At 66.5% G+C, this 24,459-nt stretch carries 25 protein-coding genes and 2 tRNA genes; 11 read left to right on the plus strand and 16 right to left on the minus strand.

The features are described from left to right. Positions 1 to 2: 2 nt before the first annotated feature. The 6 genes from ACMVY4_RS11920 to ACMVY4_RS11945 are packed head-to-tail and all read right to left on the minus strand — an operon-like array spanning position 3 to position 5,501. Entirely contained in the window at positions 3 to 1,118 is a 1,116-nt protein-coding gene (locus ACMVY4_RS11920; protein ID WP_416896246.1) for a glycosyltransferase family protein, read from the minus strand. Further along, positions 1,115 to 1,678 carry a histidine phosphatase family protein gene (locus ACMVY4_RS11925; protein WP_416896247.1) on the minus strand — a complete coding sequence of 188 codons (564 nt, stop codon included), beginning with the start codon at positions 1,676 to 1,678 and terminating at the stop codon, positions 1,115 to 1,117. Before ACMVY4_RS11925 ends, ACMVY4_RS11920 begins: the two co-directional genes overlap by 4 nt. Next, complete coding sequence (locus ACMVY4_RS11930; RefSeq protein ID WP_416896248.1) at positions 1,678 to 2,760, minus strand: glycosyltransferase family 4 protein; 1,083 nt, start codon at positions 2,758 to 2,760, stop codon at positions 1,678 to 1,680. The genes ACMVY4_RS11925 and ACMVY4_RS11930 overlap by 1 nt, the downstream gene beginning before the upstream one ends. After that, positions 2,760 to 3,962, minus strand: coding sequence for a glycosyltransferase family 4 protein (locus ACMVY4_RS11935; protein ID WP_416896249.1), 1,203 nt, complete (start codon positions 3,960 to 3,962; stop codon positions 2,760 to 2,762). Before ACMVY4_RS11935 ends, ACMVY4_RS11930 begins: the two co-directional genes overlap by 1 nt. 13 nt (positions 3,963 to 3,975) lie before the next feature. Further along, on the minus strand, positions 3,976 to 4,758 hold the full coding sequence (locus ACMVY4_RS11940; RefSeq protein ID WP_416896250.1) for a TylF/MycF/NovP-related O-methyltransferase: 783 nt from the start codon (positions 4,756 to 4,758) through the stop codon (positions 3,976 to 3,978). Further along, positions 4,758 to 5,501, minus strand: a complete 744-nt coding sequence (locus ACMVY4_RS11945; protein ID WP_416896251.1) for a phytanoyl-CoA dioxygenase family protein — start codon at positions 5,499 to 5,501, stop codon at positions 4,758 to 4,760. The genes ACMVY4_RS11940 and ACMVY4_RS11945 overlap by 1 nt, the downstream gene beginning before the upstream one ends. A gap of 139 nt (positions 5,502 to 5,640) precedes the next feature. Here ACMVY4_RS11945 and ACMVY4_RS11950 point away from each other — a divergent pair. From ACMVY4_RS11950 to ACMVY4_RS11965, 4 genes are all read left to right on the plus strand, one after another. Continuing rightward, positions 5,641 to 5,727: transfer RNA gene (locus tag ACMVY4_RS11950), tRNA-Leu, on the plus strand. A 52-nt stretch (positions 5,728 to 5,779) separates the two neighbouring features. Continuing rightward, a tRNA-Leu gene (locus ACMVY4_RS11955) sits at positions 5,780 to 5,867 on the plus strand. Between the two features lie 87 nt (positions 5,868 to 5,954). Further along, complete coding sequence (locus ACMVY4_RS11960; protein ID WP_416896252.1) at positions 5,955 to 6,599, plus strand: TetR/AcrR family transcriptional regulator; 645 nt, start codon at positions 5,955 to 5,957, stop codon at positions 6,597 to 6,599. Positions 6,600 to 6,722: 123 nt separating this feature from the next. Further along, positions 6,723 to 7,136 carry a DUF2852 domain-containing protein gene (locus ACMVY4_RS11965; RefSeq protein ID WP_416896253.1) on the plus strand — a complete coding sequence of 138 codons (414 nt, stop codon included), beginning with the start codon at positions 6,723 to 6,725 and terminating at the stop codon, positions 7,134 to 7,136. A 70-nt stretch (positions 7,137 to 7,206) separates the two neighbouring features. Here the strand turns inward: ACMVY4_RS11965 and ACMVY4_RS11970 are convergent, their stop codons facing one another. From ACMVY4_RS11970 to ACMVY4_RS11980, 3 genes are read right to left on the minus strand one after another with little or no spacing between them, the layout of a single operon-like run. Further along, on the minus strand, positions 7,207 to 8,079 hold the full coding sequence (locus ACMVY4_RS11970; protein ID WP_416896254.1) for an EamA family transporter: 873 nt from the start codon (positions 8,077 to 8,079) through the stop codon (positions 7,207 to 7,209). A gap of 10 nt (positions 8,080 to 8,089) precedes the next feature. After that, positions 8,090 to 9,247 carry a CaiB/BaiF CoA transferase family protein gene (locus ACMVY4_RS11975; RefSeq protein ID WP_416896255.1) on the minus strand — a complete coding sequence of 386 codons (1,158 nt, stop codon included), beginning with the start codon at positions 9,245 to 9,247 and terminating at the stop codon, positions 8,090 to 8,092. A gap of 59 nt (positions 9,248 to 9,306) precedes the next feature. Beyond that, positions 9,307 to 10,488 (minus strand): acyl-CoA dehydrogenase family protein, encoded by a 1,182-nt coding sequence (locus ACMVY4_RS11980; RefSeq protein WP_416896256.1) that lies wholly within the window; start codon positions 10,486 to 10,488, stop codon positions 9,307 to 9,309. A gap of 86 nt (positions 10,489 to 10,574) precedes the next feature. On the opposite strand from ACMVY4_RS11980, the gene bmt reads away from it, so the two are divergent. Then, a complete protein-coding gene (bmt, locus tag ACMVY4_RS11985; RefSeq protein ID WP_416896257.1) occupies positions 10,575 to 11,573 on the plus strand; it encodes a betaine--homocysteine S-methyltransferase in 999 nt (332 codons plus the stop codon). Between the two features lie 146 nt (positions 11,574 to 11,719). Here bmt and ACMVY4_RS11990 read toward each other — a convergent pair whose 3' ends face one another. Next, complete coding sequence (locus tag ACMVY4_RS11990; protein ID WP_416896258.1) at positions 11,720 to 12,388, minus strand: DUF6134 family protein; 669 nt, start codon at positions 12,386 to 12,388, stop codon at positions 11,720 to 11,722. A gap of 127 nt (positions 12,389 to 12,515) precedes the next feature. Between ACMVY4_RS11990 and ACMVY4_RS11995 the strand changes: the two genes are divergently transcribed. After that, positions 12,516 to 13,319 (plus strand): rhomboid family intramembrane serine protease, encoded by an 804-nt coding sequence (locus tag ACMVY4_RS11995; RefSeq protein WP_416896259.1) that lies wholly within the window; start codon positions 12,516 to 12,518, stop codon positions 13,317 to 13,319. Between the two features lie 3 nt (positions 13,320 to 13,322). On the opposite strand, the gene ACMVY4_RS12000 is transcribed toward ACMVY4_RS11995, so the two are convergent. Together ACMVY4_RS12000 and ACMVY4_RS12005 are read right to left on the minus strand one after the other, a co-directional pair. Beyond that, on the minus strand, positions 13,323 to 14,279 hold the full coding sequence (locus ACMVY4_RS12000; protein WP_416896260.1) for an acetyl-CoA carboxylase carboxyltransferase subunit alpha: 957 nt from the start codon (positions 14,277 to 14,279) through the stop codon (positions 13,323 to 13,325). A 35-nt stretch (positions 14,280 to 14,314) separates the two neighbouring features. After that, the gene (locus ACMVY4_RS12005; RefSeq protein ID WP_416896261.1) at positions 14,315 to 15,067 is read right to left on the minus strand and encodes an SDR family NAD(P)-dependent oxidoreductase; all 753 of its coding nucleotides are present in this window, start codon (positions 15,065 to 15,067) and stop codon (positions 14,315 to 14,317) included. A 155-nt stretch (positions 15,068 to 15,222) separates the two neighbouring features. Here ACMVY4_RS12005 and ACMVY4_RS12010 point away from each other — a divergent pair, with 155 nt between their 5' ends. The 3 genes from ACMVY4_RS12010 to ACMVY4_RS12020 are packed head-to-tail and all read left to right on the plus strand — an operon-like array spanning position 15,223 to position 19,227. Next, a complete protein-coding gene (locus ACMVY4_RS12010) occupies positions 15,223 to 15,597 on the plus strand; it encodes a hypothetical protein (RefSeq protein ID WP_416896262.1) in 375 nt (124 codons plus the stop codon). Between the two features lie 4 nt (positions 15,598 to 15,601). Continuing rightward, the gene (locus ACMVY4_RS12015; RefSeq protein WP_416896263.1) at positions 15,602 to 17,866 is read left to right on the plus strand and encodes a hypothetical protein; all 2,265 of its coding nucleotides are present in this window, start codon (positions 15,602 to 15,604) and stop codon (positions 17,864 to 17,866) included. After that, positions 17,863 to 19,227: a hypothetical protein gene (locus tag ACMVY4_RS12020; RefSeq protein ID WP_416896264.1), complete on the plus strand. Its 1,365-nt coding sequence runs from the start codon at positions 17,863 to 17,865 to the stop codon at positions 19,225 to 19,227. Before ACMVY4_RS12015 ends, ACMVY4_RS12020 begins: the two co-directional genes overlap by 4 nt. A 5-nt stretch (positions 19,228 to 19,232) precedes the next feature. On the opposite strand, the gene ACMVY4_RS12025 is transcribed toward ACMVY4_RS12020, so the two are convergent. Continuing rightward, positions 19,233 to 20,039, minus strand: a complete 807-nt coding sequence (locus ACMVY4_RS12025) for an undecaprenyl-diphosphate phosphatase (protein ID WP_416896265.1) — start codon at positions 20,037 to 20,039, stop codon at positions 19,233 to 19,235. A gap of 102 nt (positions 20,040 to 20,141) precedes the next feature. Here ACMVY4_RS12025 and ACMVY4_RS12030 point away from each other — a divergent pair, with 102 nt between their 5' ends. After that, complete coding sequence (locus ACMVY4_RS12030; RefSeq protein WP_416896266.1) at positions 20,142 to 20,813, plus strand: glutathione S-transferase family protein; 672 nt, start codon at positions 20,142 to 20,144, stop codon at positions 20,811 to 20,813. Continuing rightward, on the plus strand, positions 20,794 to 21,948 hold the full coding sequence (gene queG / locus ACMVY4_RS12035) for a tRNA epoxyqueuosine(34) reductase QueG (protein WP_416896267.1): 1,155 nt from the start codon (positions 20,794 to 20,796) through the stop codon (positions 21,946 to 21,948). Before ACMVY4_RS12030 ends, queG begins: the two co-directional genes overlap by 20 nt. A 162-nt stretch (positions 21,949 to 22,110) precedes the next feature. On the opposite strand, the gene ACMVY4_RS12040 is transcribed toward queG, so the two are convergent. The 3 genes from ACMVY4_RS12040 to ACMVY4_RS12050 form a co-directional block, all read right to left on the minus strand. Next, positions 22,111 to 22,392 (minus strand): SRPBCC family protein, encoded by a 282-nt coding sequence (locus ACMVY4_RS12040; RefSeq protein ID WP_416896268.1) that lies wholly within the window; start codon positions 22,390 to 22,392, stop codon positions 22,111 to 22,113. Positions 22,393 to 22,455: 63 nt separating this feature from the next. Further along, the gene (locus tag ACMVY4_RS12045; RefSeq protein ID WP_416896269.1) at positions 22,456 to 23,247 is read right to left on the minus strand and encodes an aromatic ring-hydroxylating oxygenase subunit alpha; all 792 of its coding nucleotides are present in this window, start codon (positions 23,245 to 23,247) and stop codon (positions 22,456 to 22,458) included. 6 nt (positions 23,248 to 23,253) lie between these two features. Then, positions 23,254 to 24,414, minus strand: a complete 1,161-nt coding sequence (locus tag ACMVY4_RS12050) for an aromatic ring-hydroxylating oxygenase subunit alpha (protein ID WP_416896270.1) — start codon at positions 24,412 to 24,414, stop codon at positions 23,254 to 23,256. Positions 24,415 to 24,459: the final 45 nt, after the last annotated feature.

Consider the following 24,459-nt stretch of genomic DNA (forward strand, 5'->3'; position numbering starts at 1 on the left):
GATCATCCCCCCGCAATGCGGCGCACGGCGGCGCCGATTCCTCCCAGATTGACGCCGCCCGCCTGCCGTGCCGGCACGTCCAGAGCCCTGCGCGCGGCAGCGGCCAGAGCCTCGGCCGAAAGCGCCGTTTCGGACATGATCCCGAACCCCAGAGGGGCGAGCGCCTCGGCCCGTCTCGACTGCTCCGTTTCCCCTTCGCCCCGGTAGGGAACCGCCAGCGCGGGCGTCGTCGTCTGCATCAGTTCGACGGCGGTGTTGTAGCCGAACTGGGAGACGGAAAGCGATGCGCCTTGAAGCCGCGCGGTGAAGTCGGCGGCAACAGGTTCCAGGATCGCCGAAGGCGCCGCCTGCTGCCGCCACTGCGCCAGAACGTCTTCCGATGTACCGGCGCCATGACGGATGCGCCAGACCTCGGGTCCGTCATGCAGGGCCGAAGCGCCCACGGCGGCCTCGAAGATCTGGGCGCCCGATGCCCCGCCGCCGGCGGAGACGAGGATCTCCGGCTGGCCGGGTTTGAGCGGCGGCGGCAGCGGCTCCGCGATATAGCCGGTGTGAAGCACTTCGCCACCGAACGACGCGATGCCGGGGACGCTGTCGGCTATCGGTGTCAGCGCCTCGTCGCCATGAACCAGCAGCAGGTCGAAGAAGGCGTTCAGCCAGTCCAGCGCCTCCGCCTCGCGGTGCGGGCGGCGATTGACGATGTCGCGGACGGAGCAGGCGATCAGTCCGGTCCGTGGCCGGGCGCGTTCCAGAAGCGGCAGCAGTTCGAAACGCAGCTGACGGCGGCCAAGGGGAAAGAGTTCGACGATCAGCGCATCGGGCCGCACCTGATCGAAAACCTCCAGCAGACGTCCGGTCCGCTCCGATCTGAAGGCGTCGTCTATGGCCTTGCCCTGATCATCGGCCAGCCCCGAGAAGGCGGCGTCGATGGTCCGGACGGGTGGAAGCTGAACGAAGCGCACCTCCGGCGCCACGGCGATCTGTGGCGCGGGGAGACCGCCGGAGACGAGCGTGACATCCTGTTCGGCCTTCGCCAGTGCATTCGCCAGCAGCGACATGCGCTTCAGGTGGCCCGTGCCCAGCAGGTGCTGGACATGGATCATCACGCGCCGTGTCATGCTGCCGACAGGCTCAGATTGGCCTGTTCGAGCGACAGGCGGCCATCGTCGAAGCGGAAAAGCTGGCCCTCGTTCCATCGCACCCGGAACGGCATGTCCGCGGTCATGTCCCAGTCCAGCGCCAGTGCGAACGCGGCGCGGATGACGCCCTTGTGGCAGACCGCGATCAGGTCGCCGCCGTCCTTCGACCGGAGGAATTCCACGAGCCGCGTCTGCACCTCGCGCGGGGTCTCGCCGCCGGGCGGACGCATGTTGATGCCCCGCGCCTCCAGCCGGGCCATGCCGTCGGCGTCCTCAGCCGTCAGTTCGGCATGTGTGCGGCCTTCCCAGTCGCCGAAGTCCATCTCTGTCAGCCGCGCATCCGTCACGGGGTCGAGCCCGAGCAGCCGGGCGGTCTCGACGGCGCGGGCGAGGGGGCTGCTGTAGGCCGGCGCTTGCGCAAACGCTGCGGGGATGCGGCGTGCCGCCTGTTCCGCCCGGCCTTCCGGCGAGAGCGGCACATCTGTCCGGCCCTGGATCCGCCGTTCGGCGTTCCAGCCCGTGCGGCCATGACGGATCATCAGGACTCGCACAGTGACCGCACGATGCCGTCGAGCGTATGCGCCGCCTGATTGAGGCGGTGGCCGCGCTCGATCTGACGCCAGCTTCCGACCTTCAGCCGGTGGAGCTGCTGGCGGTCGTCCAGCAGGCGCCGCGTCAGGGCGGCGAAGGCCGCCGGGTCGCGCGGCGGCGCCAGCAATCCGTTGACTCGGTGGCGGATGATGTCGGCCACGCCGCCCTCGTCACCGGCGACCACGGGCAGGCCATGCGCCGTCGCTTCCAGCAGCGCCAGCCCATAGGCCTCGTTTACCGCCGGCCAGAGCAGCAGGTCGTGGCTGACATAGAGTCCCTTCAGCCGGCTTTCCGGCACGCGGCCCGTGAAACGGACGCGGCCCCCGAATTGGGCGAAGGTCTGCCGAACCCGGCGCTTCATGATGCCGTCGCCGACGATGGTCAGGGTCCAGGACCGGTTGCGCAGACGGCCGAGCGCGCTGGCGAGCAGGCGGTAGGATTCCATCTTGTCGCCCGGCCGCATCATGGCGACGGCCAGCAGCCGAAGCGGCCGGCTGCCATGGCCGAGCGAGGGGCGGGGGCGCGTGGGGACGAATGGCTTCAGACTGTAGAGGCGTTCGGAGGGCACGACCTCCAGCAGGCCCCGCCGATCCCGGTCGGTCATGCAGACCAGCGCGTCCGCCTGCTGGATCGCGACCAGCGCATCGGCGGCGAAATGGGCGTGCGGACCTTTCAGACGCTTCTCGGCATGGCTGGCCTCGGCCGCGACATAGGGGATGCCAAGTGCGCGTGCAACGTCCGGTCCGATCAGGTCCGGGGCCTTGTAGTAGAGGTGATAGGTGAACCAGAGATCGGGCGGATCGTTCAGCAGTTTCGCCGACAGCATGGAGGCTTCCTGCCGCGCAATCAGGCGGATGCGGTTCTGTTCGCCGGCGTCGCCCTTCGCTTCGCGCGTCCGGAGGCGGCTGGCTAGAAAGACATCGTGACCGGCCACCTTCAATGCCTGCATCAGCAACCGCGCCATCGTCCGGTCGCCGGACGGCGAGGGGTGATCCGGGGCCTTCAGAGGGGCATGGAAGGCGATGCGCATCAGGCGGCCTGCAGCCCGAAGCGCTCGGCGAGCCGGCCGATGCAGGCGTCGAGATCGAAGTCGCGCCGGACGGTGATCTCGCCTTCGGCGCCCATGCGGCGGGCAAGGTCCGGATCGTCCAGCAGGCGGGTCAGCACCGCGGCCATGGCTGTCGGGTCCTTTGGCGGGACCAGCAGGCCGGTTTCGCCATCCCTGATCAGTTCCGGGATGGCGGAGACTGCCGTGGCGACCACGGGCAGGCGTTGGGATTGCGCCTCGACGATGACATTGGGCAGGCCGTCGCGGTCGCCATCATCGGTGATGCGGCTGGCCAGCGCGAAGATGTCGGCCTCGCGATAGGCCTGCAGAACGGCCTCCTGCGGCTGCGCCCCGCGCCATTCGATCCGGTCGGCAAGGCCCAGCTCCGCTGCCTGCGTCTTCAGATCATCGACAAGCCCGCCGCCGCCGATATGGATGAAACGGAAGGGCCGCTCGATCAGCGCAAGCGCCGCCAGCAGGTCGTCATACCCTTTCTTGGGGACGGCCCTGCCGACGGACACGATGACAGGTACATCGTTCGCGGCATTCGCACCGGGGACCGGGAAGCGGCTGAGATCGAGACCGTGATAGACGCATTCGACCCGGTCCGCCGGCGCCAGTGATGCGAGATGCTCGGCATTGGCGCGGGTGCAGGTGACAGCCCAGGCGCAGTCCTCGAGCTTTTCCCGTTTCTCCCAGTCCGGGCTGGTCCAGATGTCCTTGGCATGGGCGGAGACCGACCAGGGCAGGCCGCGGAGCATCGCCGCGTAACGCGTCACCGAGGCTGGCGTGTGCAGGAAATGCGCGTGCAGCCACGTGATAGCCGGATCGAGCTCCGCCGCCAGCACGAAGGCCTGTCCCAGCCGGCGGACCCTGTTGGTCGTCGCATCGCGGGCGAAATCCCTTTCCCAGAGCGCCAGCAAATCGCCGTAGCCGGACATGCTGCGGCATGCGGCGATGGCCGCCTTCACGCGGTCGGGTTCGTCCTTCAGATATTCGGGCAGGTAGTGGACCGGCGCCTCGATCTCCCGATGGACCGGATGGACCGATGTGTCGGTCGGATGACGGAGCGAATAAAGTGTGATCGGCAGGCCGCGCTGTTCCAGCGCCCGGATTTCCTGCGCGATGAAGGTCTCCGACAGGCGCGGGTAGCCCTTGAGCACGAAGCCGATGCGGTCCCCCATCGCCCCGGCCGCCTCAGCCGGGCTTCACCGCGATCCTCGCCGCGGTGTCGATCCGATGCATGAAGGGCCGGCCGCCCTGCTCGTCGAAATACTGGTCGGTGGCCTGCCGCGCGCCTTCATAGGCGCCGTAGTCGTCGATGATCAGGAAGCCGCCCGGCACCAGAGCCGGGTAGAGATGCGTCAGCTCGTGGTAGGTCGAGCGGTACCAGTCCGTGTCCAGCCGCAACATGGCGATCTGACCGGGCATCGCGGCGGGTATGGTCTCCTCGACAGTGCCTTCGATGTAGCCGACCAGGTCTGCCGGATAACCGGTCGCGCCCAAGTTCCGCTTCACCTCGTCGAGCGGCGCGTAGGCCCATTCGTTGTGGTCGTCCTTCTGCTGCATCTCCCAGCGCTTGATGGTGTCGCTGCCGTCGCGCTGACGAACGTCGATTTCCTCCGGCTTCACCATCCCGGCATAGGTGTCGTAGAGCCAGATCTTCCGGTCGGTGACGCCGAAATGTTTCAGGGTCAGCGCCATGGTCATGGCGCTGCCGCCGCGCCAGACGCCGCATTCGACGAAATCGCCTGGGATGTCCTGCTGGATCACGTGGCGCGTGGCGTTGAACAGCGCATAGACGCAGTCCGGGGTGGTCATGGTGTAGTCGCCGACCTGCTCGAAGATGTCGGCGAATTCGGGTTCGACGTCCCTGGGCAGCTTGATCTGGCGGTTGCGCAGCGCGTGCTGGGGCAGCTTGCGGAAGGTGAAGTCGTATCCGAACCGCAGCGCCAGCTTCTTCAGCGGCTGTTTCGCCATCAGGCGGCGGCCGCCGGGTCGCGTCCCAGGCGCTCCGCCTGCGCCTTGCGATAGGGCTGGGGCAGGTTCAGTTCCGTGCCCTTGTTGCGGAAGTGGAAGCCGAGGCTGATCCGCGGTTCGTCCGTCCGGTTGTGGAAGGAGCCGTGCACTGTATAGGTGTTTGCGATGACGGCGTCGCCGGGCTCCAGGATCATCGGCACCGGATCGCGGAAGGCGCTCATCTCGCATTCCAGGTTCTGCAGCCCGAATTCGTCGGTCGCGACCCAGTGATACATGCGGCCCAGCTTGTGTGTGCCCGGCACGAACCAGATGCAGCCATTGTCCTCGTTGGTCGCCGTCATCGGCACGAACAGGCAGCAGACCCGGCTGTCGGACAGGCCCCAGTAGACACCGTCCTGGTGCCAGTGCTTGGTCCGGACCTCATTCGGCAGCTTGGTGAAGGCGAAGCTCTGCAGCAGCTCCGACGGGCCGTTGAAGCGTTCGACGGTGCCCTTCACGATGTCGGAATTGAGCATCCGGTCGACCGCGGCCGACTTGGAATTGATGTCCTTCTGGGAACGGTGGTTCTTCGAGACCAGTGTCTCGACGTCGCCGCGGATGGCGTCCAGCGTCTCCGCCGGCACGTGGCCGCGAAGGATCGCGAAGCCGTTCGCGTTGAAGAACTCCGCGGTCTCCGCATCGAGGCCGGGGCCGGGTTTCGCAGGCTGGAACGCCTGCGGTTCGATGAAGTCGTCGATAGCCATGCCCGCTATCTAGTCCTTTTGGTGCGGGGCGAAAACCACCCATGCATGGCGTTTGTGCAAATAGCGGCGAATAGGTGCAAATCGGGGCTTGCAACAGGGGGACCGTGCCGCTAGATACCGCGGCTCGACGTTCGCACCGGCCCAGGTGGCGGAATTGGTAGACGCGCTAGCTTCAGGTGCTAGTTCGGGTATCCGAGTGGAGGTTCGAGTCCTCTCCTGGGCACCATTCTCGGGAAGACGAACGATCGAAGGGGCCGCAGACCTGAAGCGGACCCGATGCCCAGGTGGCGGAATTGGTAGACGCGCCAGCTTGAGGGGCTGGTTCTGAAATTCGGAGTGGAGGTTCGAGTCCTCTCCTGGGCACCACCCCCCTCACGCGATCTTCCGGCAACCGGTATTCCTGCAATTGAATCCGCTGGCGTTATCCGCGCCGCTCAGGCATGAGCCTTCGGTATGAGCTGGTCCAAGAAGTCCAGATCCCGGAAAGGCTATCATCACGGCAACCTGCGCGAGGCGCTGGTGGACGCGGCGCTGAGCCTGATTTCCGAGAAGGGTCTGGGCGGATTCAGCTTCGCCGAGGCCGCCCGCGCCGCCGGCGTCAGCCCGGCCGCGCCCTACCGCCATTTCCGCGACCGTGACGCCCTGCTGGCCGATGTGGCCCAGCGCGGCTTCGAGGCGCTGGCGGAACGTCTGGATGAGGCCTGGGACGACGGCCGGCCCGAACCGGTGAAGGCCTTCGATGCGCTGGGGCGGGCCTATCTCGACTTCGCGCGGGAGGAACCGGCCTATTACGTGGCCATGTTCGAATCCCAATTGGCGCCTGCCGACTATCCGGAGATGAACCGCGCCGGCGATGCCGCCTTCGGCGTGCTGCGCCGGGCCGCCGAGGCCGTCGCTGCGACCATGCCGGAAGGACGCCGCCCGCCCGCCATGATGGTCGCGCTGCACATGTGGTCCATGGCCCACGGTATCGCGTCCCTGTTCGGGCGCGGCGATCCCGGACGCCGGCCTTTGCCCATGTCGGCCGAGGCGCTGCTGGAAGCGGCGACACTGGTCTATTTCCAGGGCTTGCGCGACGACGGTCGCGGGCCGACATGAGCCTTGAAGGCCGCGTGTTCCGCGCCGTTACGATTTGTTGCCTTCCCCCGTTCGAAAACGCTTGAAACCCCCGCCGCTTCCAGCCATCTATGTTAATGTTGATAACATTAACTTGGGGCCGTGATGGAACTAGCAGCCAAAATCGACGACTACGGCAAGCCCGCGTGGATTGGCCTGATGGTCGTCTCCTTCATCGTCTTCTGGCCGGTTGGCCTGGCGGTGCTGGCCTATCTGATCTGGAGTGGAAGAATGGGATGTTCGAAGCGCGACTTCGGTCGCTGGTACAATCGTGAAGAAGGCCGCCGCAACCGGGGCTTCCGGCGCGGCAAGCACCGCTCCAGCGGCAACACCGCCTTCGACGAGTACCGCGAGGACATGATCCGGCGGCTGGAGGAGGAACAGGACGAGTTCCACGACTTCCTCGACCGCCTGCGCCGGGCCAAGGACAAGGCCGAGTTCGACCAGTTCATGGCGGACCGCCAGTCCCGCAAGGGCTCGGACAATGGCGACGCGGAGGCCGCGCCGGGCGCTGCCTGACCGCGGACCGAATTTGCACCTCAGGGGACGGCCGCCGGATCGGCGCCGTCCCTTTCCGTTTGCGGGCAGCTCAGGTGACTGGCAGCGGCGGCTTGCGCGCCGGCAGCAGCGCCAGCGCCAGTCCGGCGAAGACCAGTACCCCGCCGGTGATCTGCATCGCCGACAGGGTCTCGCCCAGGATGATCGCTGACAACGCCACGGCGAAGACGGGCACCAGCAGGAAGAAGGGCGCCACCGCAGCCGACGAGTAGGCGACCAGCAGCCGGCCCCAGATCGCGAAGACGACGATGGTCGCCAGCACGCTGGAATAGGCCAGTGCGATGATGGTGGGCCAGGTGATCGTGTCGATCAGGCCGGACACCGTGCCGTCACCCTCCAGCGCGTACGACAGCGCGAAAAGGGGCAGTGGCGGGACGGCCGTCATCCAGACCGAGACGCGGAACATGTCGGTCTGGCCGAGCGATTTCATGATGTTGTTGCCGATTCCGCCGGACAGCGCCGCCAGCATGATCAGCAGAAGCGCCACGGCCGATCCGGCCTGGCCGCGATCGACAGCCAGAACGGTGATGCCCGCGCCGGTGATCAGCAGCGCCAACAGCTGCCGGCGGTTCATCCGTTCGCCGAAGACCACCATAGAGATCAGGATGGTGAAGAAGGCCTGCACGTGCACCAGCACCGACGCCAGCGAAGCGCTCAGGCCCTGTGTCATGGCGATGAAGGTCAGGGCGAACAGCGCCGCACCCAGGAACAGCCCAAGCAGAAGCAGCTTCAGCACCGGGATCCGCGGCCGCGGCACGATCAGGATGAAGCAGGCAGCGCAGCTGAACCGCAGCGCCGTGAAGAACATCGGCGGCGTGTCCTGCAGGGCGAGAGCAGAGAACGGATAGGTCCCGCCCCAGATCAGGGCGGCGAGGACCGCCAAAAGGGCGTCGCGCCGGTTCACGGGGTGTGGCTCAGAATACGCCGGCGTTCTTCATGGCGGCGATCTCGTCATCGCCGTAGCCGAGGCTCTTCAGTGTCTCGGCCGTGTGTTCGCCCATCTCGGCCCAGGTGAGTGTCGGCCCGCCGGGTTCGTCGGCGAACCTGATCGGCACGCCGATATGCTCCCAGCCGCGCTCGTCCTCGAAGATCATGCCGCGGTGGCGGACCTGCGGGTCGTCGCAGCCCTCGCGCAGCGAGTTCACCGGCGCGAAGGCCGCATCGACGCCGTCGAACCACTCGACCCATTCGGCCCGCGTCTTTGTCCTGAAGGTCTCCCGCAGGAAGGCCTTGGCCGGTTCCTGGGTCGGGCCGGGCGGCGGCTGGCACGCCTCGATCAGGTCGGGCCGGCCGAACTTCTTCATCACGTTCTCGGCGAAGTGCATTTCCGAGGCGCCCAGCACCACGAACTTGCCGTCCTTCGTCTCGTAGATGTCGTAGAAGGCGTAGCCGCCGCCGGTGCGCTCCTCCTTCGGCTTCGGCGGGCGCTTCTCGGCGAAGGTGGTGCCCATCAGGTTGGGCATGGCCGCGAAGAGCGAATCCATCATGGCGAGGTCGATGTAGTCGCCCTTGCCGGTGGTCTGGCGGCGCAGCAGGGCCATCAGTACGCCGGACAGGCCCATCATCGACGAAAGCATGTCGGCATTGGCGATACCGGGGATGGCGGGCTTGCCGTCCCGACCCTCGTTCAGCGACAGCGCGCCGGCCAGCGCCTCGGTCGCCAGATCGTGCGCCGGCTTCTTCACATAGGGGCCGTCCTGCCCGAAGGCGGAGATCGAGATGTAGACCAGCTTCGGGTTACGCTTGCTGACGGTCTCGTAGTCGCAGCCGAGCCGCTTGACGACGCCCGGCCGGAACGCTTCCACCATCACGTCGCAGGTCTCGACGAGACGCATCAGCGCCTCCTTGCCCTCGTCGGTCTTGAGGTTGAGCTGGACCGACTTCTTGCCGCGGTGGGTGTTGGCGAAATAGACCGTCATCCCGTCGCGCTTCTCGCCGATCTGCCGATTCGGCTCGCCCGAGAGCGGCTCCAGCTTGATCACCTCGGCGCCGTGGTCGGCCATCATCTGGGTCAGCAGCGGGCCGGGCAGGAACAGCGACAGGTCCAGGACGCGGATACCTTCGAGTTTCATTCGGATTTCTCTCTTCTTGTCTGTCGTCCTCGGGTCAGATCCGGAGGCGGCAGATGGTGTCACGCTGGATGCCGGGCCAGCATCTGGCGGGCGATGATGATGCGTTGCATCTCGTTGGTGCCTTCGCCGATGCACATCAGCGGCGCGTCGCGAAAATAGCGCTCGACGGGAAACTCTGCCGAGTAGCCGTAGGCGCCGTGGATGCGCATGCATTCGGTCGCGTTCTCCAGCGCGGTCTCGGAAGCGAAAAGCTTGGCCATGCCGGCTTCCATGTCGCAGCGCTCGCCGCGGTCATAGGCCTGGGCGGCGTCCAGCATCAGCAGTTCGGCGGCCCGGCGCTTGGTCGCCATCTCGCCGAGCTTCAGCTGTATGGCCTGGTGCTGGCCGATGGGCTTGCCCATGGTCTCGCGGATCTGGGCGTATTCGACCGCCTTCATCAGCGCCGCCGTGGCAACGCCGACGCCGCGCGCTGCGATGTTGATGCGGCCGAGTTCCAGCCCGCCGACGGTCTGCTGAAAACCCTTGCCCTCGACGCCGCCGATCAGGTTGGCGGCGGGCAGGCGGTAGTCCTCGAAGATCAGCTCCGCCGAATCGATGCCCTTGTAGCCGAGCTTCTTCAGCTTCCGGCCCGTGGTGAAGCCCGGACCCTTCTCGGCGACGAACAGGCTCATCCCCTTGTGGCGGGGTTCGATCTCGGTGTCGGTCTTCACCAGCAGTGCCACCGCGCCGCCCTCGATGCCGTTGGAAATCCAGGTCTTGCCGCCATTGACGACATAGTCGTCGCCGTCGCGTACCGCCTTCGTCCGGATCGCCTGCAGGTCGGTCCCGCAATGGGGTTCGGTCAGCGCCAGTCCGCCGCGCAGTTCGCCGGTGGCGAAACGGGGCAGGAAGCGGGACTTCTGTTCCTCCGTGCCGAAGCGCTCGACCGCGGCGGCCATCATCAGGTGGGAATTGAAGATTCCGGTCAGCGACATCCAGGTCTCGGAGATCATCGCGACGATCTTCGCGTAGGTCTGGGCGGGCAGGCCGAGGCCGCCGTAATCCTGCGAGATGGTGGCGCCGAACAGGCCGAGCTGTTTCATCTGCTCGACCATCTCGTACGGGTATTCGTCGGCGTGTTCGAGTTCGAGAACCTTGTCTTCGACGTCGCGCCTCAGCCACGTGCGGATCGTGTCCAGCAGCTGGGTTTCGTCCTCGACGGTCAGTTCCGCGCCCGAGCGGCTGCGGATAACGGCGTCCATGTCTGCGACCCTCCCCGTCGTTTCATGGATAGTTTCCCCTTGTCGGCCATGATAGATGCCGCGGTCAATCCGACGAGTGGAATGCGATGTTGCTGAAAGAGCTTCTTGACGAGAAGGGCGTGCTGCTGGCCGACGGCGCCACCGGCACCAACCTGTTCGAGCTGGGCCTGCCCGCCGGACACGCGCCCGAGGACTGGAACGCCGCCGAGCCCGGGAAGGTGAAGGCGCATTACCGCACCTTCGTCGATGCCGGGTCGGACATCATCCTGACCAACACCTTCGGCGGCACCCGCTACCGGCTGAAGCTCCACGGCCTCGACAGCCGGGTCGAGGAACTGAACCGTCTGGGCGCTGAATTGGCGCAGCAGGTGGTGGCCGAATCTGGCCGGCGGATCGTCGTCGCCGGATCAATGGGGCCGACGGGCGAACTGCTGGTACCGCTGGGTTCGATGACCTACGAGGATTGCGTCGATGCATTCCGCGATCAGGCGCGCGGCCTGAAGGCCGGCGGCGCCGATGTCGCCTGGATCGAGACCATGTCCGCGCCGGACGAGATGCGCGCCGCCGCCGAGGCCGCCATCGCCGAAGGCCTGCCCTATGTCTACACCGCCAGCTTCGACACGGCGGGCCGCACCATGATGGGCCTGCCGCCGGAGATGCTGGCCGGCGTCCAGAACGGGCTGCCGCAGCCGGCAGTGGCCTTCGGCGCCAATTGCGGGGTGGGGGCGTCCGACCTCCTGCTCGCGGTCTCCGGCATGCCGACCGACGACCACGTCGTCGTCGCCAAGGCGAATTGCGGCATCCCGCAGGTGAAGGGCGACAAGGTCGAATACACCGGCACGCCCGAACTGATGGCGGCCTACGCGCTGTTGGCGGCCGATGCCGGCGCGCGGATCATCGGGGGCTGCTGTGGCACGACGCCCGAGCATGTCCGCGCGATGCGCGCTGCGCTGGATGGCTGGAAAAGGGGCGAGAAGCCGGAGCTCGACGAGATTGTTGCGCAGCTGGGCCCACTCATCGCACCGCCCGCCGCGGCCAATGACTCCGGCCGGCCCGAACGTCCGCGCCGCCGCCGCCGCGCCTAGGTTGTCGTCGTATGGCTAGGCCTTGCCCTCTTCGTCATGCCGGACTTGATCCGGGGGCATCCGGCAATTGTGAACCTTGCGGCGAAGCCGCTCCGGACCCCGGCTCAAGGCCGGGGTGACGTGATGGGAACCGAATCCATTCGAGATCAGGCGACGCGCTCGTAGCGGGCGGAGAAGCCGTATTCGGACCACTCCAGGCCCAGCCATTCGCCGTCGAGACCGTAGAGCACCTCGAGCTCCCGCCTTGATTTCACCGACCAGCGATGGGCGGTGCGTTCCCGGCCCAGGACGCTGACGATCTCCTTGCCGAGATAGCGGATATCGGTCGGGCGTATATTGCCCCGGGTCAGGTCCAGAAAGCGGTCGCGGTCGGCCGAATCAGAGCGCCAGATCGCCGAAGCCGGCCAGAGTTCGCCGGGCAGCATCTTCAGCCCCAGCCGTGTCGAGGTCGTGGCCAGCTTGCCGTCATTGTTCAGTTCGGCCTCGACGATGTCGTGGCGCTTGTCGTCATCCGTCTCGGCCCGCATCTGCAGCAGCTGGTCGCCGCGCCAGATCTCATCGACACGCTGCACGTAGCCGAAGGTGCCGATCAGGGGCACGCGTATCTGAAGGCGGATATCGATGGTCACGTTGAGCTGTTCGCCGTCGCGCGACAGGGCGATCCGGTGATGGCCCACATCGGACCCCAGCGCGATGATCCGGAAATCATAGGTCCAGTTGTTGCGGGCGAGGGCCGTGCCCGACAACGCCGCCGCGCCCAGCAGCGCGGCGCTGCCGGTCAGCAGCCGACGCCGGTTCATATCCGGATCCGACATGATGCCCATCTCCTTCATGTGCGTGTCCTGCCGCCGCCTTCAAGGAAGCGGCCTGCTTGTTGCCGGCGGCCCGATGCGCCATCTAGTCTGCGATGACCCTGCCGACCGCCGCAGCCGGATTGCTTCCATGATACCGCTTCACGACGATCGCAGCACCCATCTGACCCCCTGGGTCGTTCGCGGCGCGGTCGCGGTCTGCGTTCTGGTCTTCCTCTATGAATTGACCCTGAATGCCCGGGACGTGGCGCTGTTCAACTACAGCTTCGGCGTCGTCCCGGCCTCCCTGTTCGGGATTGCCGAACTGCCGGACGAGGTCGCTGTCATCCCCGCCTGGGCGACGCTGGCGACGACGATCTTCGTGCATGGCGGTTTCCTGCATCTGATCGGCAACATGCTGTTCCTCTGGACCTTCGGCGACAATGTCGAGGACAGCATGGGGCACGGCCGCTTCGTGATCTTCTTTCTGGTGACGGGCGCGGTCGCGGCATTCACCCACGCCGCCTGGGACATGAATTCGACCGTGCCGCTGATCGGCGCGTCCGGCGCGGTGTCGGGCGTGCTCGGGGCCTATATCCTGCTCTACCCGAGATCCCGCATTCTGGTCGGCATTCCGCTCGGGCCGATCTTCCTGCCCATCCGTCTGCGGGCCTGGGTGATGATCGGCATCTGGTTCGGACTGCAGATCTTCAACGTGATCTCCAGTGGCGTGGCCGGGTCGGGAACCGCGTGGCTGGCGCATATCGCAGGCTTCATTGCGGGCGGCGTGCTGATCCTGTTCATGCGCGACAAGCGCCACAAGCTGTTCTCGGACGAGACGGCGATGGCGCTCTCGCCGGCAACCGAACCGTCCGCGCTGCGGATCATGCGGCCCGACCCGCATCCGGACGCGCCGAACGGCAGCGGGCCGTGGAAGAAGGGGCCGTGGGGCTGAGCGTCAGCTCAGCGCGCGGCCCATCTTGAGGAACTTCTCGCGCCGCCTCTCCAGAAGCTTCTCGGGTTCCAGCTTGCCGAATTCGGCAAGCGCCTCGGCGATCGCATCGCCCAGGGCCATGACCGCTGCGCCGGGATCGCGGTGCGCACCACCGACAGGCTCGGTGATGATCTGGTCGGCGACGCCGAGATCCTTCATGTCCTGCGCCGTGATCTTCAGCGCCTCGGCGGCGTCCTTGGCACGGTCCGAGGTCTTGAACAGGATCGACGAGCAGGCCTCGGGCGAGATCACAGAATAGACCGAGTTCTCCAGCATGATCACCCGGTCGCCGGTGGCCAGCGCCACGGCGCCGCCCGAACCGCCTTCGCCGATGATACAGGCGATCAGCGGCGTCCGGACGTTCAGACCGACCTCGATGCAGCGCGCGATGGCCTCGGCCTGGCCGCGCTCCTCGGCGCCGACGCCGGGATAGGCGCCCGCCGTATCGACGAAGGTGATGATCGGCAGGCCGAATTTCTCGGCCAGCTTCATCAGACGTTGCGCCTTGCGGTAGCCCTCGGGCCGGGCCATGCCGAAATTGTGCTTGAGCCGGGTCTCGGTGGTCGCGCCCTTCTCGGTGCCGATGACCATGACGGCGCGGCCGCGGAAGCGGCCCATGCCGCCCAGCATGGCCTTGTCGTCGGCATAGGACCGGTCGCCCGCCAGCGGCGTGAAGTCGGAGATCAGCGCATCGACATAGCTCTGCGCGTGCGGCCGTTCCGGATGCCGGGCGACTTGGGTCTTCTGCCAGGGATTGAGCGAGCGGTAGGTGTCGGTCAGCAGCTTGCCGACCTTCGCCTCCAGCGTGTCGATCTCCTGGGCGATATCCACCTTGCCTTCATCCTCGGCGAGGTGGTTCAGCTCCCGGATCTTGCCTTCCAGTTCGGCGATCGGCTTTTCGAAGTCGAGGTAGGTTTTCATGTCCCGCCCGAGATGGGTGTTCGATGCCGCCACGTCTAGCTCAGCATCTGGCCCCCGTCCACAGCCACCGTCTGGCCCGTGATCCACCGCCCGGCGTCGGAGGCGAGGAACACCGCGAGATTGGCGACTTCCTCCGGCGTCCCCAGCCGGTCGAAGGGAATCGACGCCTGGATGGACTTGTAGAGGTCCGGCGCGTTCTTCTTCGCCATGTCCCAGACGCCGCCCTCGAACTCGATCGAGCCGGGGGCGATGCAGTTCACCCGGATGTTCTTCTTCGCCAGCTGCGCCGCCTGGGTGAGCGTGTACTGGATCACGGCCGCCTTGACAGCGCCGTAGGGCGGGGTGCGCGTGGACGGCGTCAGGCCGGAGATCGAGGAGATGTGGACCAGGCTGCCGCCGCCAGATTTCTCGATCAGCGGGATGGCCGTCCATCCCGCCCGGACCAGCGCCATCAGATCGACGTCCAGGCTGTTCTTCCAGCCTTCCTCGTCGTCTGTGCGACCAAAGCCGGACGGGTTGTTGACCAGCACGTTGAGCCCGCCCAGCGTCTCGGCGGCGGCGGAGATGTAGGCGGAAAGGCTGTCGGCGTCGGAGACGTCGCAGGTCGCCGAGTGAACCTTCACGCCGCTGGATTCCAGTTCGGCGACCGCCGTCTTCAGGCTGTCGGCCCCGCGGGCGCAGATCGAGACATTTGCGCCCTCGGCGGCGAATCCCTTCGCGATGCCGAAGCCGATGCCCCGGCTGCCGCCGGTCACGATCACGTTCTTGCCCTTCAGTCCCATTTCCATGGCGCGCCTCCTCTCCGGTTTCTTGCGGCCCCATCATGGGCATGCGCCCGCGCCCCGGCTAGTGCCCCGGACGCGGTGCGGGCATACCGCAGCCAAGGTGACAAACCCTCTGGAATTTCCCACACTGAGCGTTCGGGGGTTTCAGGGGGGCCTGGATGAACTCGATCAAGAATGCCGAGTTCCTGCACGCGCTGATGGTGCTGGTCGCCGCAGCCTATGTGCTGCTGATCTTCATCGCGCTGGTGCTGGACAAGTTGTCCGGCGCCTCGTCCGCTGTGGCGCTGCTGCTCGGCGGTCTGGCGCTGGGATCGTTCTGGGTCTTCGTCTGGCTGCTGCTGCGGGGCGAGCCGGTCGGCATCGAAAGCCACTGGGGCGGCATCGGCGGCGGTGTCGGCGGCTGGCGGGTCACGGCGCCGCTGGTCTTCCTGCTGCTGACGCTCTTCTTCGGCGGGGCGACCGCGGCGGTGGTCGCTGTCGATGCGGCCAAGCCGGCGGCGGCGCCCGACAGTCAGAAGCAGCAGCAGGGCTGAGATCATGGTTGCGGCACCGGATCCGTCGGCGCCGGTCCTGATGGTCGATCTCGGCCGGTCCTGGAACACGGATGGGCTGGAGCGGAACCGCAGCCGTCCTGCCTTCGCCAAGTCGCCGGCCTACGAAACCATCAAGCGCGAACTGATCCGGTACCTGAACGGGGAGACCCGTGGCCGGTCCTTCCTCGTCAGCGGCCACCGGGGCGCGGGCAAGACCTCGATGGTCCTCCGCGTGATCGAGGACGTTCAGGACTGGACGCTCAACCCCGAACCCGGAGAGAATCCGCCGCCGCAGCGGCCCATTCCGGTGAAGCTGCACGGTCCGACCCTGCTGGAGATGCTGCAGGACGCCCGGTCGCGCAAGTCGGGCGCGTCAGACGACGGAAACTCGCCCGAAAGCCAGGCGATGGCGCGGATCCTTTCGCAGCTGATGAACCTCGTCTACCGGGAACTGGCCTCGGAAGCGGTGCGCGGCTACCGCTTCCGGATGGACCGTGTCCGCGGCAAGGTCCGGCAGTATGGCGGCGTCGAGGAGGCCGTGGCGCAGTTCGCGCTCGCCCTCGACAACGCGCCGCCGCCGGAGGAGCTTCGCGAATACTGGCGGCGTGCCGATGCGCTGGAGAAGGGGGTCTTCTGGCCGGATGACGGTGACGAGACTGCGCCGCCGGCCCCCGGCATGGCGAAGCCGGTGCCCCGTTACAACCGCGACAGTTTTCAGGGCAGCAACGAACTGGTGGCGCTGTCCACGGCTGCGCAGGCCTATCGCTACATCTCGGGCCAGTACACCCATTCGCTGACGACGAAGGATTCGGCGAGCGACAATGTGACGGTGACGACGACCATGTCGCCCGACGTGAAGGTGATCGCCGACAAGGCGCTGGGGGTTGTCACCGGTGGTCTCGTGGGCGGTGCCGTGCTGGCCGGCGGCGGGGGCGGGCCGTGGCTGGCCGCCGCCGCCGGGCTGGTCACGGCGTTCCTGTCGGCCTGGACCTTCAAGTACACGGCCAGCCGGGACCGCAAGCGCAGCCGGACCGCCGACTACTCCTTCATCAAGGACGCCAATGTCGCCACCCTGGACCGGGAGATGCCGGTGGTGATCCAGCGCATCCGCCAGGCCGGGCTGGCGCCGGTCTTCGTGGTCGACGAGCTGGACAAGGTCGACGATCTCGAACTCATGATGACCGAGCTGGTGCGGCGCCTGAAGCACATGGTCGCCGACAGGTTCTTCTTCTGCTTCCTGACCGACCGGGACTACTTCGAGCAGCTGGAACGGCAGGCGCGCGAGCTGCCCTATCCCCGCGAGCACACCTATTTCAGCCAGCGGCTTTTCATCCTCTACCGGCCGGACGATCTCAGGGACTACCTCCGCGACGTGCTCTACTTCCCGCCAGGGCCGTCCGATCCGGCCCCGCTGGCGCCGGAGGACGACCTGTCGCCGGCGCGCAGGGACGAATCCTTCCTGCAGGACAACGAGCGGGTGCTGAAGGAGCTGGTTTCGATCTGGGTCCGCTACCGCGCCAAGCTTCATGTGTTCGATCTGCAGGGGGAACTGGCGCGGGCCTGCAACGAGGCGGGCGTGGTGCAGCTGTCCGAGGAGGATTTCGGTTCAGACCGCGTTGGACGCCGGGCGCAGATCATGGCGCAGCTCGCCGTGGAGCACCTGCTGCAGCAGAGCCCGCTGAAGGAACGGATCGACAGCGAACCGTCCTTCGGCCAGTTCGCCTATGACGCGCTCTACTACGCCCTGCGCGCATGGGAGCGGGGCGAGGAGGTGCTGCAGACGACCGACGTCATGATCGACGACCATCTGGTGACCCGCCTGGATGCGAATACATCGCCGCCACCGCCATCTCCGCCGGTCAGCGATCCCATGACGGCCGGTTCCCCGGTCGAAACGCCCGAGGATGCCGCCAGGCCGGAAACCATCGGCGAATGCCTGCCGGAGCTCGATGTGGAGATGCTCCGGGAAGCGGCGCGCGAGGTCCCCGAACTGCTGTCGCAGCCGGACCTCCTCGCCGAGCGGTTGATGGAGGATGGCATCCTCGGCGATCTGCACAGCCACATCACGCGTTTCTTCCTGCGCGAGGATCAGGCGCTGATCGAGAAGACCGGCGACGATGTCTGGGCGTGGAAGTGGGACCAGTACAACCGCGCCTTCGGCAAGCCGGACGAGCGCGCCCAGGAGTTCAAGGCGGACGTCGAGGACCGGCTGGCCCGGCTCCGTGCCCTGTCGGAGCTGGACGAGCTGCTCCGGAGCAACCTGTCATGAACCTGGACGACTACGGACTGGCGCTCCTCGACGATGTTCTGATCCTGCGGCGCGGATCGACCTGGAAATCGGTGCGCGACTTCGAAAGCCGGCTGATGCACGCGGCCCAGGATCCGGAGGATGTGGACCAGAACGAGATCCGCACCCTGCTGAGCTCCATCGACGAATATGAGGGCGACCTGCTGCGCAACGCGCCGATGGCGCTGATGGTCTGGGGCATCGCGCTGGAGTGCCGGCGCGTGCACGGCTTCGCCGCGCCGTTGAGCGACTACATCCTGACGATTCTGGAGTGTCTGGAACTGCGCGAGATGCCGGTCCCGGAAGCGACGGCGCGGGTCCGCGGCATGCTCGAGGCGGAGGGCGGCTGGGCCGAGGCGCTGATCCTGCCGGACGAGGTGACGGTCGATGACCTCAAGACGGCGACCGAACGCCTCCGCGATGCCTCGATGTCGGGATCGGACCGGGACCTCGGTCAGTGGGCCGAAGTCTTCTGGTCGGAGTGGGAGGAGCGCATCCGGGAGGAGACGGACGGGCGGCGGGGAGAGTACCCGGTGGGCTTCGCCGAGCTTGTCGTGCTCACCTGCGGCGAAGGCGGGATAGAATTCGTCGTCGAGGGGCTGCGGCAGCGGACGATCAGGGGGCTGGTCGCAGTTCAACGCATCGGCAACCGCTCTGCGGAAAGCTTTGCGCTGTCGCAACTGGTGCCGCCAGCCTGGCCTGTGGTCTGGGCGGAAGTCGAACTCGGCTATGGCGGGTTTCTTCGCGAACTGGGCCTCGGAGACATGGCGACCCAGATGCAGGCGCTGGATACCGTCAATTTCCACTACGGCTTCGTGAACAACGGCGTCGATGAGTGGGTGGTCGAGCGGGTCAGGAACGCGCCCGACGCGACGAACTCCGTGACGATCATGTTCCCGAACGATGTGTGGCGCTATGAGGGGATTGCGCCCTACCGCAGGGGCATGACTGGCGTCGCCGTCGACGCCGCGTATCGGGTCGAACCGAACCATATCCGCGACAAGTACGATAGCGCACAGGTCGAGCATCGTGATCGGCTGGAACACCTCGTGTCGCTGATCTTCCAGGACGCCCATGACGAGTTTGGCGACACATACCTTGCCGATCCCAATGACCGTGCTTTCGCCGTCATGCTGGCCGATAACCCCTCGGCGCTGTTGCTGGCGACCAACCCCATCATCCGCGTGCCCCAGACGTTCGAGGACGCCGTTTCGCAGGGCCAGCGTGCCATCTGGGCCTGGCGCAAGGAGCGGAACATCGTGCTCGACGGCGACGACTCCAGCCCCGACGGTTCCGGGCCATCGGCGCAGATGCGAAAGACCTCGCCGCGGCGGAAGAAGTAGCCCGCTCAGACCCCGCCGTAGGCAACGCTGAGCAGGATGGCGCCAAGGGCCAGGCGGTAGAGGACGAAGGGGCCGTAACCCGCGCGCCGGAGCCAGGCCATCATCAGCGCGATGGCGGGCAGGGCGGTCAGGAAGGCGACGCCCATCGCGACCAGCACCTCCAGCCCGAAGGTCAGATCGCCGGCCTGCCAGATCTTCACCAGGCTGTAGCCGCCGGCGGCCAGGATCGCCGGGATCGACATCAGCAGCGAGAACCGCGCCGCCTCGGCCCGCTCGAAGCCGAGCATGCGGCCCGCGGTCATGGTCATGCCGGCGCGGCTGGCGCCGGGAATCAGGGCGATGATCTGGAAGATGCCGATCATCAGCGCGCTGGCCGCGGTCATGTGTTCGACGCGGCGCAGGGTCATGCCGAACCGGTCGGCCAGCCAGAGCAGGATGCCGAAGACGATGGTCGCCCATGCCACCATCTCGATCGAGCGGAACATCTCCGTCCGGTCCAGCACGGCAAGCGCGCCGCCGGCGGCGACCAGCGGCACCGATGAGATCGCAAGGTAGAGCAGCAGCCGGCCGCCCGCGCTGTCGCGGAACACCAGTGCCTGGCCGAGACCGCCCAGCATCCGTCCGATATCCCGCCAGCAATAGAGCAGCACGGCCAGCAGCGTGCCGACATGCACGGACGCGTCGACCAGCACACCCTGATCCGGCCAGCCCAGCAGGTTGGACGTCAGGAACAGGTGGCCCGATGAACTGATCGGCAGAAACTCGGTCACGCCCTGGACGACGGCGATCACGATCAACTGGAAGAGCGTCAAGGCTGTCGAATCCCCTCGATTGCCAGCACGACTGGGAAAATGTCATATCAGAGCGGTTTAGAAACCCGAAACTCTTTGGCCGAACGGGGACCGACACGGGCGATGGCGACGCTCTATCACTACTGGCTGTCCCAGGGCAGCCGGTTTGTCCGGCTCCTGCTGGCCGAGCGCGAGATCACCTTCGATCTCGTGCTCGAGAAGCCGTGGGAGCGGCGTCCGGGTTTCCTCAAGCTCTGCCCGTCCGGCTGGCCGCCGGTTCTGGTGCTCGGCGGCGGCGTGCCGGCACTGTCCGACGCGCGCGCCATCGGCGAATACATCGAGGAGACACACGGTCAGGGGACGCTGCTGGGCGATCACCCGATCATCCGCGCCGAGGTTCGCCGGTTGCTGGGCTGGTTCGACACTCGCTTCGCCGCCGAGGTTTCCGACCTGCTGCTCTACGAGAAGGTCTACCGAAACGAGATGGGCGGCGGCCCGCCGGACCCGGCGACGATCCGGGCGGCGCGGCGCAATATCCGCTTCCACATGGAGCATCTGAGCCAGATGGCGGACCAGCGGCGCTGGCTGGCCGGGGACGTGATGTCGCTGGCCGATCTGATGGCCGCCGCGCATCTGTCGTCCGTTGACTATCTGAACGAGGCGCCGTGGGAGGACTATCCCGCGGCGAAGGACTGGTACAGCCGCGTGAAGTCCCGTCCCGCCTTCCGGCCGATCCTGGCCGACCGGGTCTCGGGCTTCGCGCCGCCGAAGCATTATGACGATCTCGACTTCTGATCCGCACGCCATTGCAGCGGCGCTCAGGCGCCGCGCCGGAGAGGAAGGGTTCTCGGCTGTCGGCATCACCCGGCCCGACGCGATTCCCGAGGCCGCCGATCGCCTGAAGACATTCGTCGAGGCCGGCCGGCACGGCGACATGCACTGGCTGGAGGAGCGGATGGGCTGGCGCGGCGATCCTGCCGCGCTCTGGCCGGCCGCGCGGTCCGTGATCATGCTGACGACAAGCTACGCGCCTTCGCACGATCCGCTGAGCCTGCTCGAACGGCCGGACCGCGGCGCGGTCTCGGCCTATGCCGCCCGGCGCGACTACCACGACGTGGTCAAGAAACGTCTCAAGTCGCTCGGGCGCTGGCTGGTCGCGGAACATGACTGTGAAATCAAGGTGTTCGTGGACACCGCTCCCGTGATGGAGAAGCCGCTGGCGGCCGCGGCGGGCGTTGGCTGGCAAGGCAAGCATACGAACATGGTGAGCCGCAGCGATGGATCCTGGACCTATCTCGGCGCCATCTTCACGACGCTGGACCTGCCTGCCGATGAGCCTGGAGCCGACCGTTGCGGCAGTTGCCGCCGATGCCAGGACATCTGCCCGACCGACGCCTTTCCGGCGCCCTATCAGCTCGATGCGACGCGCTGCATCGCCTATCTGACGGTCGAGCATCAGGGACCGATCCCGGTCGAGTTCCGCGCGGCCATGGGCAACCGGATCTTCGGTTGCGACGACTGCCTCGCGGTCTGTCCCTGGAACAAGTTCGCCGAGGCCAGCCGTGATCAGCGTCTGGCCGTGCGCGAAGGTCTGCTCGACCCGCCGCTTGAGGAACTGCTTGAACTCGACGATGCCGGGTTCCGGACCCTGTTCGCCCAGACTCCGGTGAAGCGGCTGGGCCTCGCCCGGTTTCTAAGGAACGTGCTGATTGCAGCAGGAAATTCAAATGAAATCAAATTATTGAGATCAGTTTCTGAGAAACTGGATGATTCAGCGCCGCTCGTGCGCGGCGCCGCGGTCTGGGCCCTGGGGCGGCTCGCAGATGCCGGCCGCTTCGCGGTCGAACGTGACGCACGGTTGCCTGACGAAACCGACGAGGACGTGCGCAGGGAGTGGGGCCGCTTCGAGCCGCTTTCCGGATCAGACTGACCGGCAGCCTCGAACCTGTCAGTCATGCCCGCCTTGCGCGGGCATCCGGTCGAACCATGAGACAGGCGGCGAAGCCGCTCCGGACCCCCGAGTGGCCCGCCGGGCCATCGGGGATGACCAATTGGTCATGTGATGCGGTGCGAGTCCTGCCCGAACCGGCGTTCAGGCCTGCAGCGCGGCTTCCATCGTGGTGCAGTAGTGGATCAGTGCCGGCTCGTTGCGGCCGTAGACGACCGAGTCCTGCATCGCCGCGTTGTGCCCGGCCTGGATTCCCTCGCTGGTCGGGAAGTCCTCCTGGTCAACGGTGCGGATGGCGAGATCGATGTTCTTGTCGTAATAGGCCTTCGCCTTGTCGGTCTCGACCCTTTCCGGCGTGTAGACCGAGACCTCGATCCGGGCCCTGGCCGGGTCCGCCGTCGGGATAGGAGCGCCACATCTCCACATGACCCGCCTGCATGACCAGGGTCACGTGCGGGAAGAAGGTGTAGACGATTGCCGTCTCCGGGATCAGGTCCCACTGGGACTCGGCCGGTCCTTCAGTTCCAGGATGCGCTTGCGCGGCACGATCAGGCGCGAGTTGCGCCCGAAGGCGTCGAACGGCATCAGGTTGGGGAAGAAGATCGGCGCCACCGTGTTCCGGTGCAGCGTCTCGAAGTGGTAGGCCTCCATGAAGGTCTCGGGGCTCAGCTTCCAGTTCATTTCCCGGCGGATAGTAGCGTGCCGGTAGGGATGGAAGCTCTCGAAGCCGTAATCCTCGATGTCGCGCTGCAGGCCGCCCATGGCCTCGTCGATATCCACTGGTTCGCCTTCGGGCTGGACGAAGATGAGGCCGTATTTCTCGACGGCGTGCAATTCCTTCAGGCCGTGGCCGGCCTTGTCGACCGCATCGAAATCCTTGCCCGACGGGACGCCCTTCAGCGCGCCGTCGAGGCCGTAGGTCCAGGCGTGATAGGGGCAGACGAGGCGGTTGGCATGACCGCAGCCCTCGACCAGCCGCGCGCCGCGGTGGCGGCAGATATTGGCGAAGGCGCGGACCCTGCCGTCCCGGTCGCGGGTCAGCAGGAGCGGGATGCCGGCAAGATCCTCGGTGGCGTAGTCGCCGGGCTTGCCGACCAGTCCACTGAGGCCGACCAGCAGCGGCCACTTGCGGAAGATCGTTTCCTGTTCGCGGCGGAAGCGGTCGGGGCAGGTGTAGACGCTCACCGGATTGCGGTGGTTCGCCTCGGCATAGGTGGTGGTGCCGTCCTCGACATGCGCGATGACCCGCCGGACCATCGCCACCTGATCTTCATGCTTCATGGTGCGTCAGACGGTTTCGGACAGTCCGAGGTGGCGGCGGACGGCGCCATGGAAATGCGCCAGCGTGGGCTCGTTCTTGCCGTAGTAGACATAGTCCTGCATGCCGGAATCGACGTTTTCCTGGATCAGCGCGCCGAGCGGGAAGTCCTCGCTCTCGACCGTGCGTGTGGCCAGGGTGAAGTTCTTGCGCCAGAACTTCTCCGCCTTCTCCGTCGTCGGCTTCTCGGGCACGCACATCGACAGTTCGATGACCGCCTCGCCGGGATTCTCGCTCGACGGGCTGACGCGCCACATCTCGGCCTGCACCGACCCCTGGATGATCAGGGCGGCCGCCGGGAACAGCCCGTAGACGAAGCCGATATGCGGCAGGATCTGGGCCTCTTCCTCGGGCACGCCCTTCAGTTCCGGCAGGGTCTTGCGGGCGATGACCATGCGGTGGTGGTCGCCATAGCCGTCGAAGGTGGTCAGGTTGGACTGGATGATCGGGTCGATCGTGTTCTTGTGCAGGGTGGAGATGTGATAGGTCTCCATGAAGGTATCCAGCACGAACTTCCAGTTCATCGGACGCACCATCCGGACGCTGTCGAAAAAGTGGTAGTTCTCGAACCCCCACTCGTCGATCTCGTCCTCCAGGGTGCCCAGCGGATTGCCCTCGAACGTCGCATCAGGATTGATCGGTCCGACCCAGATCAGCCCCTGGGATTCATGCACCGGGATCTCGCGCAGGCCGTGCGTCTCCTTGTCGACGCTGTCGAAGCTGCGGGCGTCCGGGATGGCCTTCAGGCGGCCGTCCAGATTGTAGGTCCAGGCGTGATAGGGGCAGGTGAACATCTTCAAGCCGCAACCTTCGCCCTCGACAAGCCGCGCGCCGCGATGGCGGCAGATATTGGCGAAGCAGCGGGCGACGCCGTCCTTGCCGCGGACCAGCACCAGCGGCACGCCGTCGATGGTGTCGGTGACGTAGTCGCCGGGATTCCTGATCCGCGGGGTCATGGCCATCACCACCGGCATGTCGCGGAAGAAGGTCTGCCGCTCGCGACGATGCCGTTCGGCGTCGGTGTAGCAGGACATCTCGTTGCGGAAGGTCCGCTCGGTGGTCGCCGTCGAACCTTCGTCCATGTGCCGGATCAGCCGGCGCATGAGGTCGAGTTGCTTGTCGCGGCGCATGTCAGGCCTCCCCAGACCAAATTAGTACACTAGCGTACTATTTCC

This window comes from Minwuia sp. (assembly GCF_048007105.1).
Classification (GTDB): Bacteria; Pseudomonadota; Alphaproteobacteria; order Minwuiales; family Minwuiaceae; genus Minwuia.

What these genes read in the sequence shown, in the direction of transcription:
- ACMVY4_RS12000 (WP_416896260.1), bottom strand. Translation starts at nt 14,279, where the DNA reads ATGAAAACCTACCTCGACTTCGAAAAGCCGATCGCCGAACTGGAAGGC.
- ACMVY4_RS11965 (WP_416896253.1), top strand. Translation starts at nt 6,723, where the DNA reads ATGGAACTAGCAGCCAAAATCGACGACTACGGCAAGCCCGCGTGGATT.
- ACMVY4_RS11980 (WP_416896256.1), bottom strand. Translation starts at nt 10,488, where the DNA reads ATGGACGCCGTTATCCGCAGCCGCTCGGGCGCGGAACTGACCGTCGAG.
- ACMVY4_RS11925 (WP_416896247.1), bottom strand. Translation starts at nt 1,678, where the DNA reads ATGATCCGTCATGGCCGCACGGGCTGGAACGCCGAACGGCGGATCCAG.
- ACMVY4_RS11960 (WP_416896252.1), top strand. Translation starts at nt 5,955, where the DNA reads ATGAGCTGGTCCAAGAAGTCCAGATCCCGGAAAGGCTATCATCACGGC.
- ACMVY4_RS11945 (WP_416896251.1), bottom strand. Translation starts at nt 5,501, where the DNA reads ATGGCTATCGACGACTTCATCGAACCGCAGGCGTTCCAGCCTGCGAAA.
- ACMVY4_RS11940 (WP_416896250.1), bottom strand. Translation starts at nt 4,758, where the DNA reads ATGGCGAAACAGCCGCTGAAGAAGCTGGCGCTGCGGTTCGGATACGAC.
- ACMVY4_RS12040 (WP_416896268.1), bottom strand. Translation starts at nt 22,392, where the DNA reads ATGTGGAGATGTGGCGCTCCTATCCCGACGGCGGACCCGGCCAGGGCC.
- ACMVY4_RS12030 (WP_416896266.1), top strand. Translation starts at nt 20,142, where the DNA reads ATGGCGACGCTCTATCACTACTGGCTGTCCCAGGGCAGCCGGTTTGTC.
- ACMVY4_RS11995 (WP_416896259.1), top strand. Translation starts at nt 12,516, where the DNA reads ATGATACCGCTTCACGACGATCGCAGCACCCATCTGACCCCCTGGGTC.
- ACMVY4_RS11920 (WP_416896246.1), bottom strand. Translation starts at nt 1,118, where the DNA reads ATGACACGGCGCGTGATGATCCATGTCCAGCACCTGCTGGGCACGGGC.
- queG (WP_416896267.1), top strand. Translation starts at nt 20,794, where the DNA reads ATGACGATCTCGACTTCTGATCCGCACGCCATTGCAGCGGCGCTCAGG.
- ACMVY4_RS12010 (WP_416896262.1), top strand. Translation starts at nt 15,223, where the DNA reads ATGAACTCGATCAAGAATGCCGAGTTCCTGCACGCGCTGATGGTGCTG.
- ACMVY4_RS12050 (WP_416896270.1), bottom strand. Translation starts at nt 24,414, where the DNA reads ATGCGCCGCGACAAGCAACTCGACCTCATGCGCCGGCTGATCCGGCAC.
- ACMVY4_RS11930 (WP_416896248.1), bottom strand. Translation starts at nt 2,760, where the DNA reads ATGCGCATCGCCTTCCATGCCCCTCTGAAGGCCCCGGATCACCCCTCG.
- ACMVY4_RS11935 (WP_416896249.1), bottom strand. Translation starts at nt 3,962, where the DNA reads ATGGGGGACCGCATCGGCTTCGTGCTCAAGGGCTACCCGCGCCTGTCG.
- ACMVY4_RS12005 (WP_416896261.1), bottom strand. Translation starts at nt 15,067, where the DNA reads ATGGAAATGGGACTGAAGGGCAAGAACGTGATCGTGACCGGCGGCAGC.
- ACMVY4_RS11990 (WP_416896258.1), bottom strand. Translation starts at nt 12,388, where the DNA reads ATGTCGGATCCGGATATGAACCGGCGTCGGCTGCTGACCGGCAGCGCC.
- bmt (WP_416896257.1), top strand. Translation starts at nt 10,575, where the DNA reads ATGTTGCTGAAAGAGCTTCTTGACGAGAAGGGCGTGCTGCTGGCCGAC.
- ACMVY4_RS11975 (WP_416896255.1), bottom strand. Translation starts at nt 9,247, where the DNA reads ATGAAACTCGAAGGTATCCGCGTCCTGGACCTGTCGCTGTTCCTGCCC.
- ACMVY4_RS12015 (WP_416896263.1), top strand. Translation starts at nt 15,602, where the DNA reads ATGGTTGCGGCACCGGATCCGTCGGCGCCGGTCCTGATGGTCGATCTC.
- ACMVY4_RS12045 (WP_416896269.1), bottom strand. Translation starts at nt 23,247, where the DNA reads ATGAAGCATGAAGATCAGGTGGCGATGGTCCGGCGGGTCATCGCGCAT.
- ACMVY4_RS12020 (WP_416896264.1), top strand. Translation starts at nt 17,863, where the DNA reads ATGAACCTGGACGACTACGGACTGGCGCTCCTCGACGATGTTCTGATC.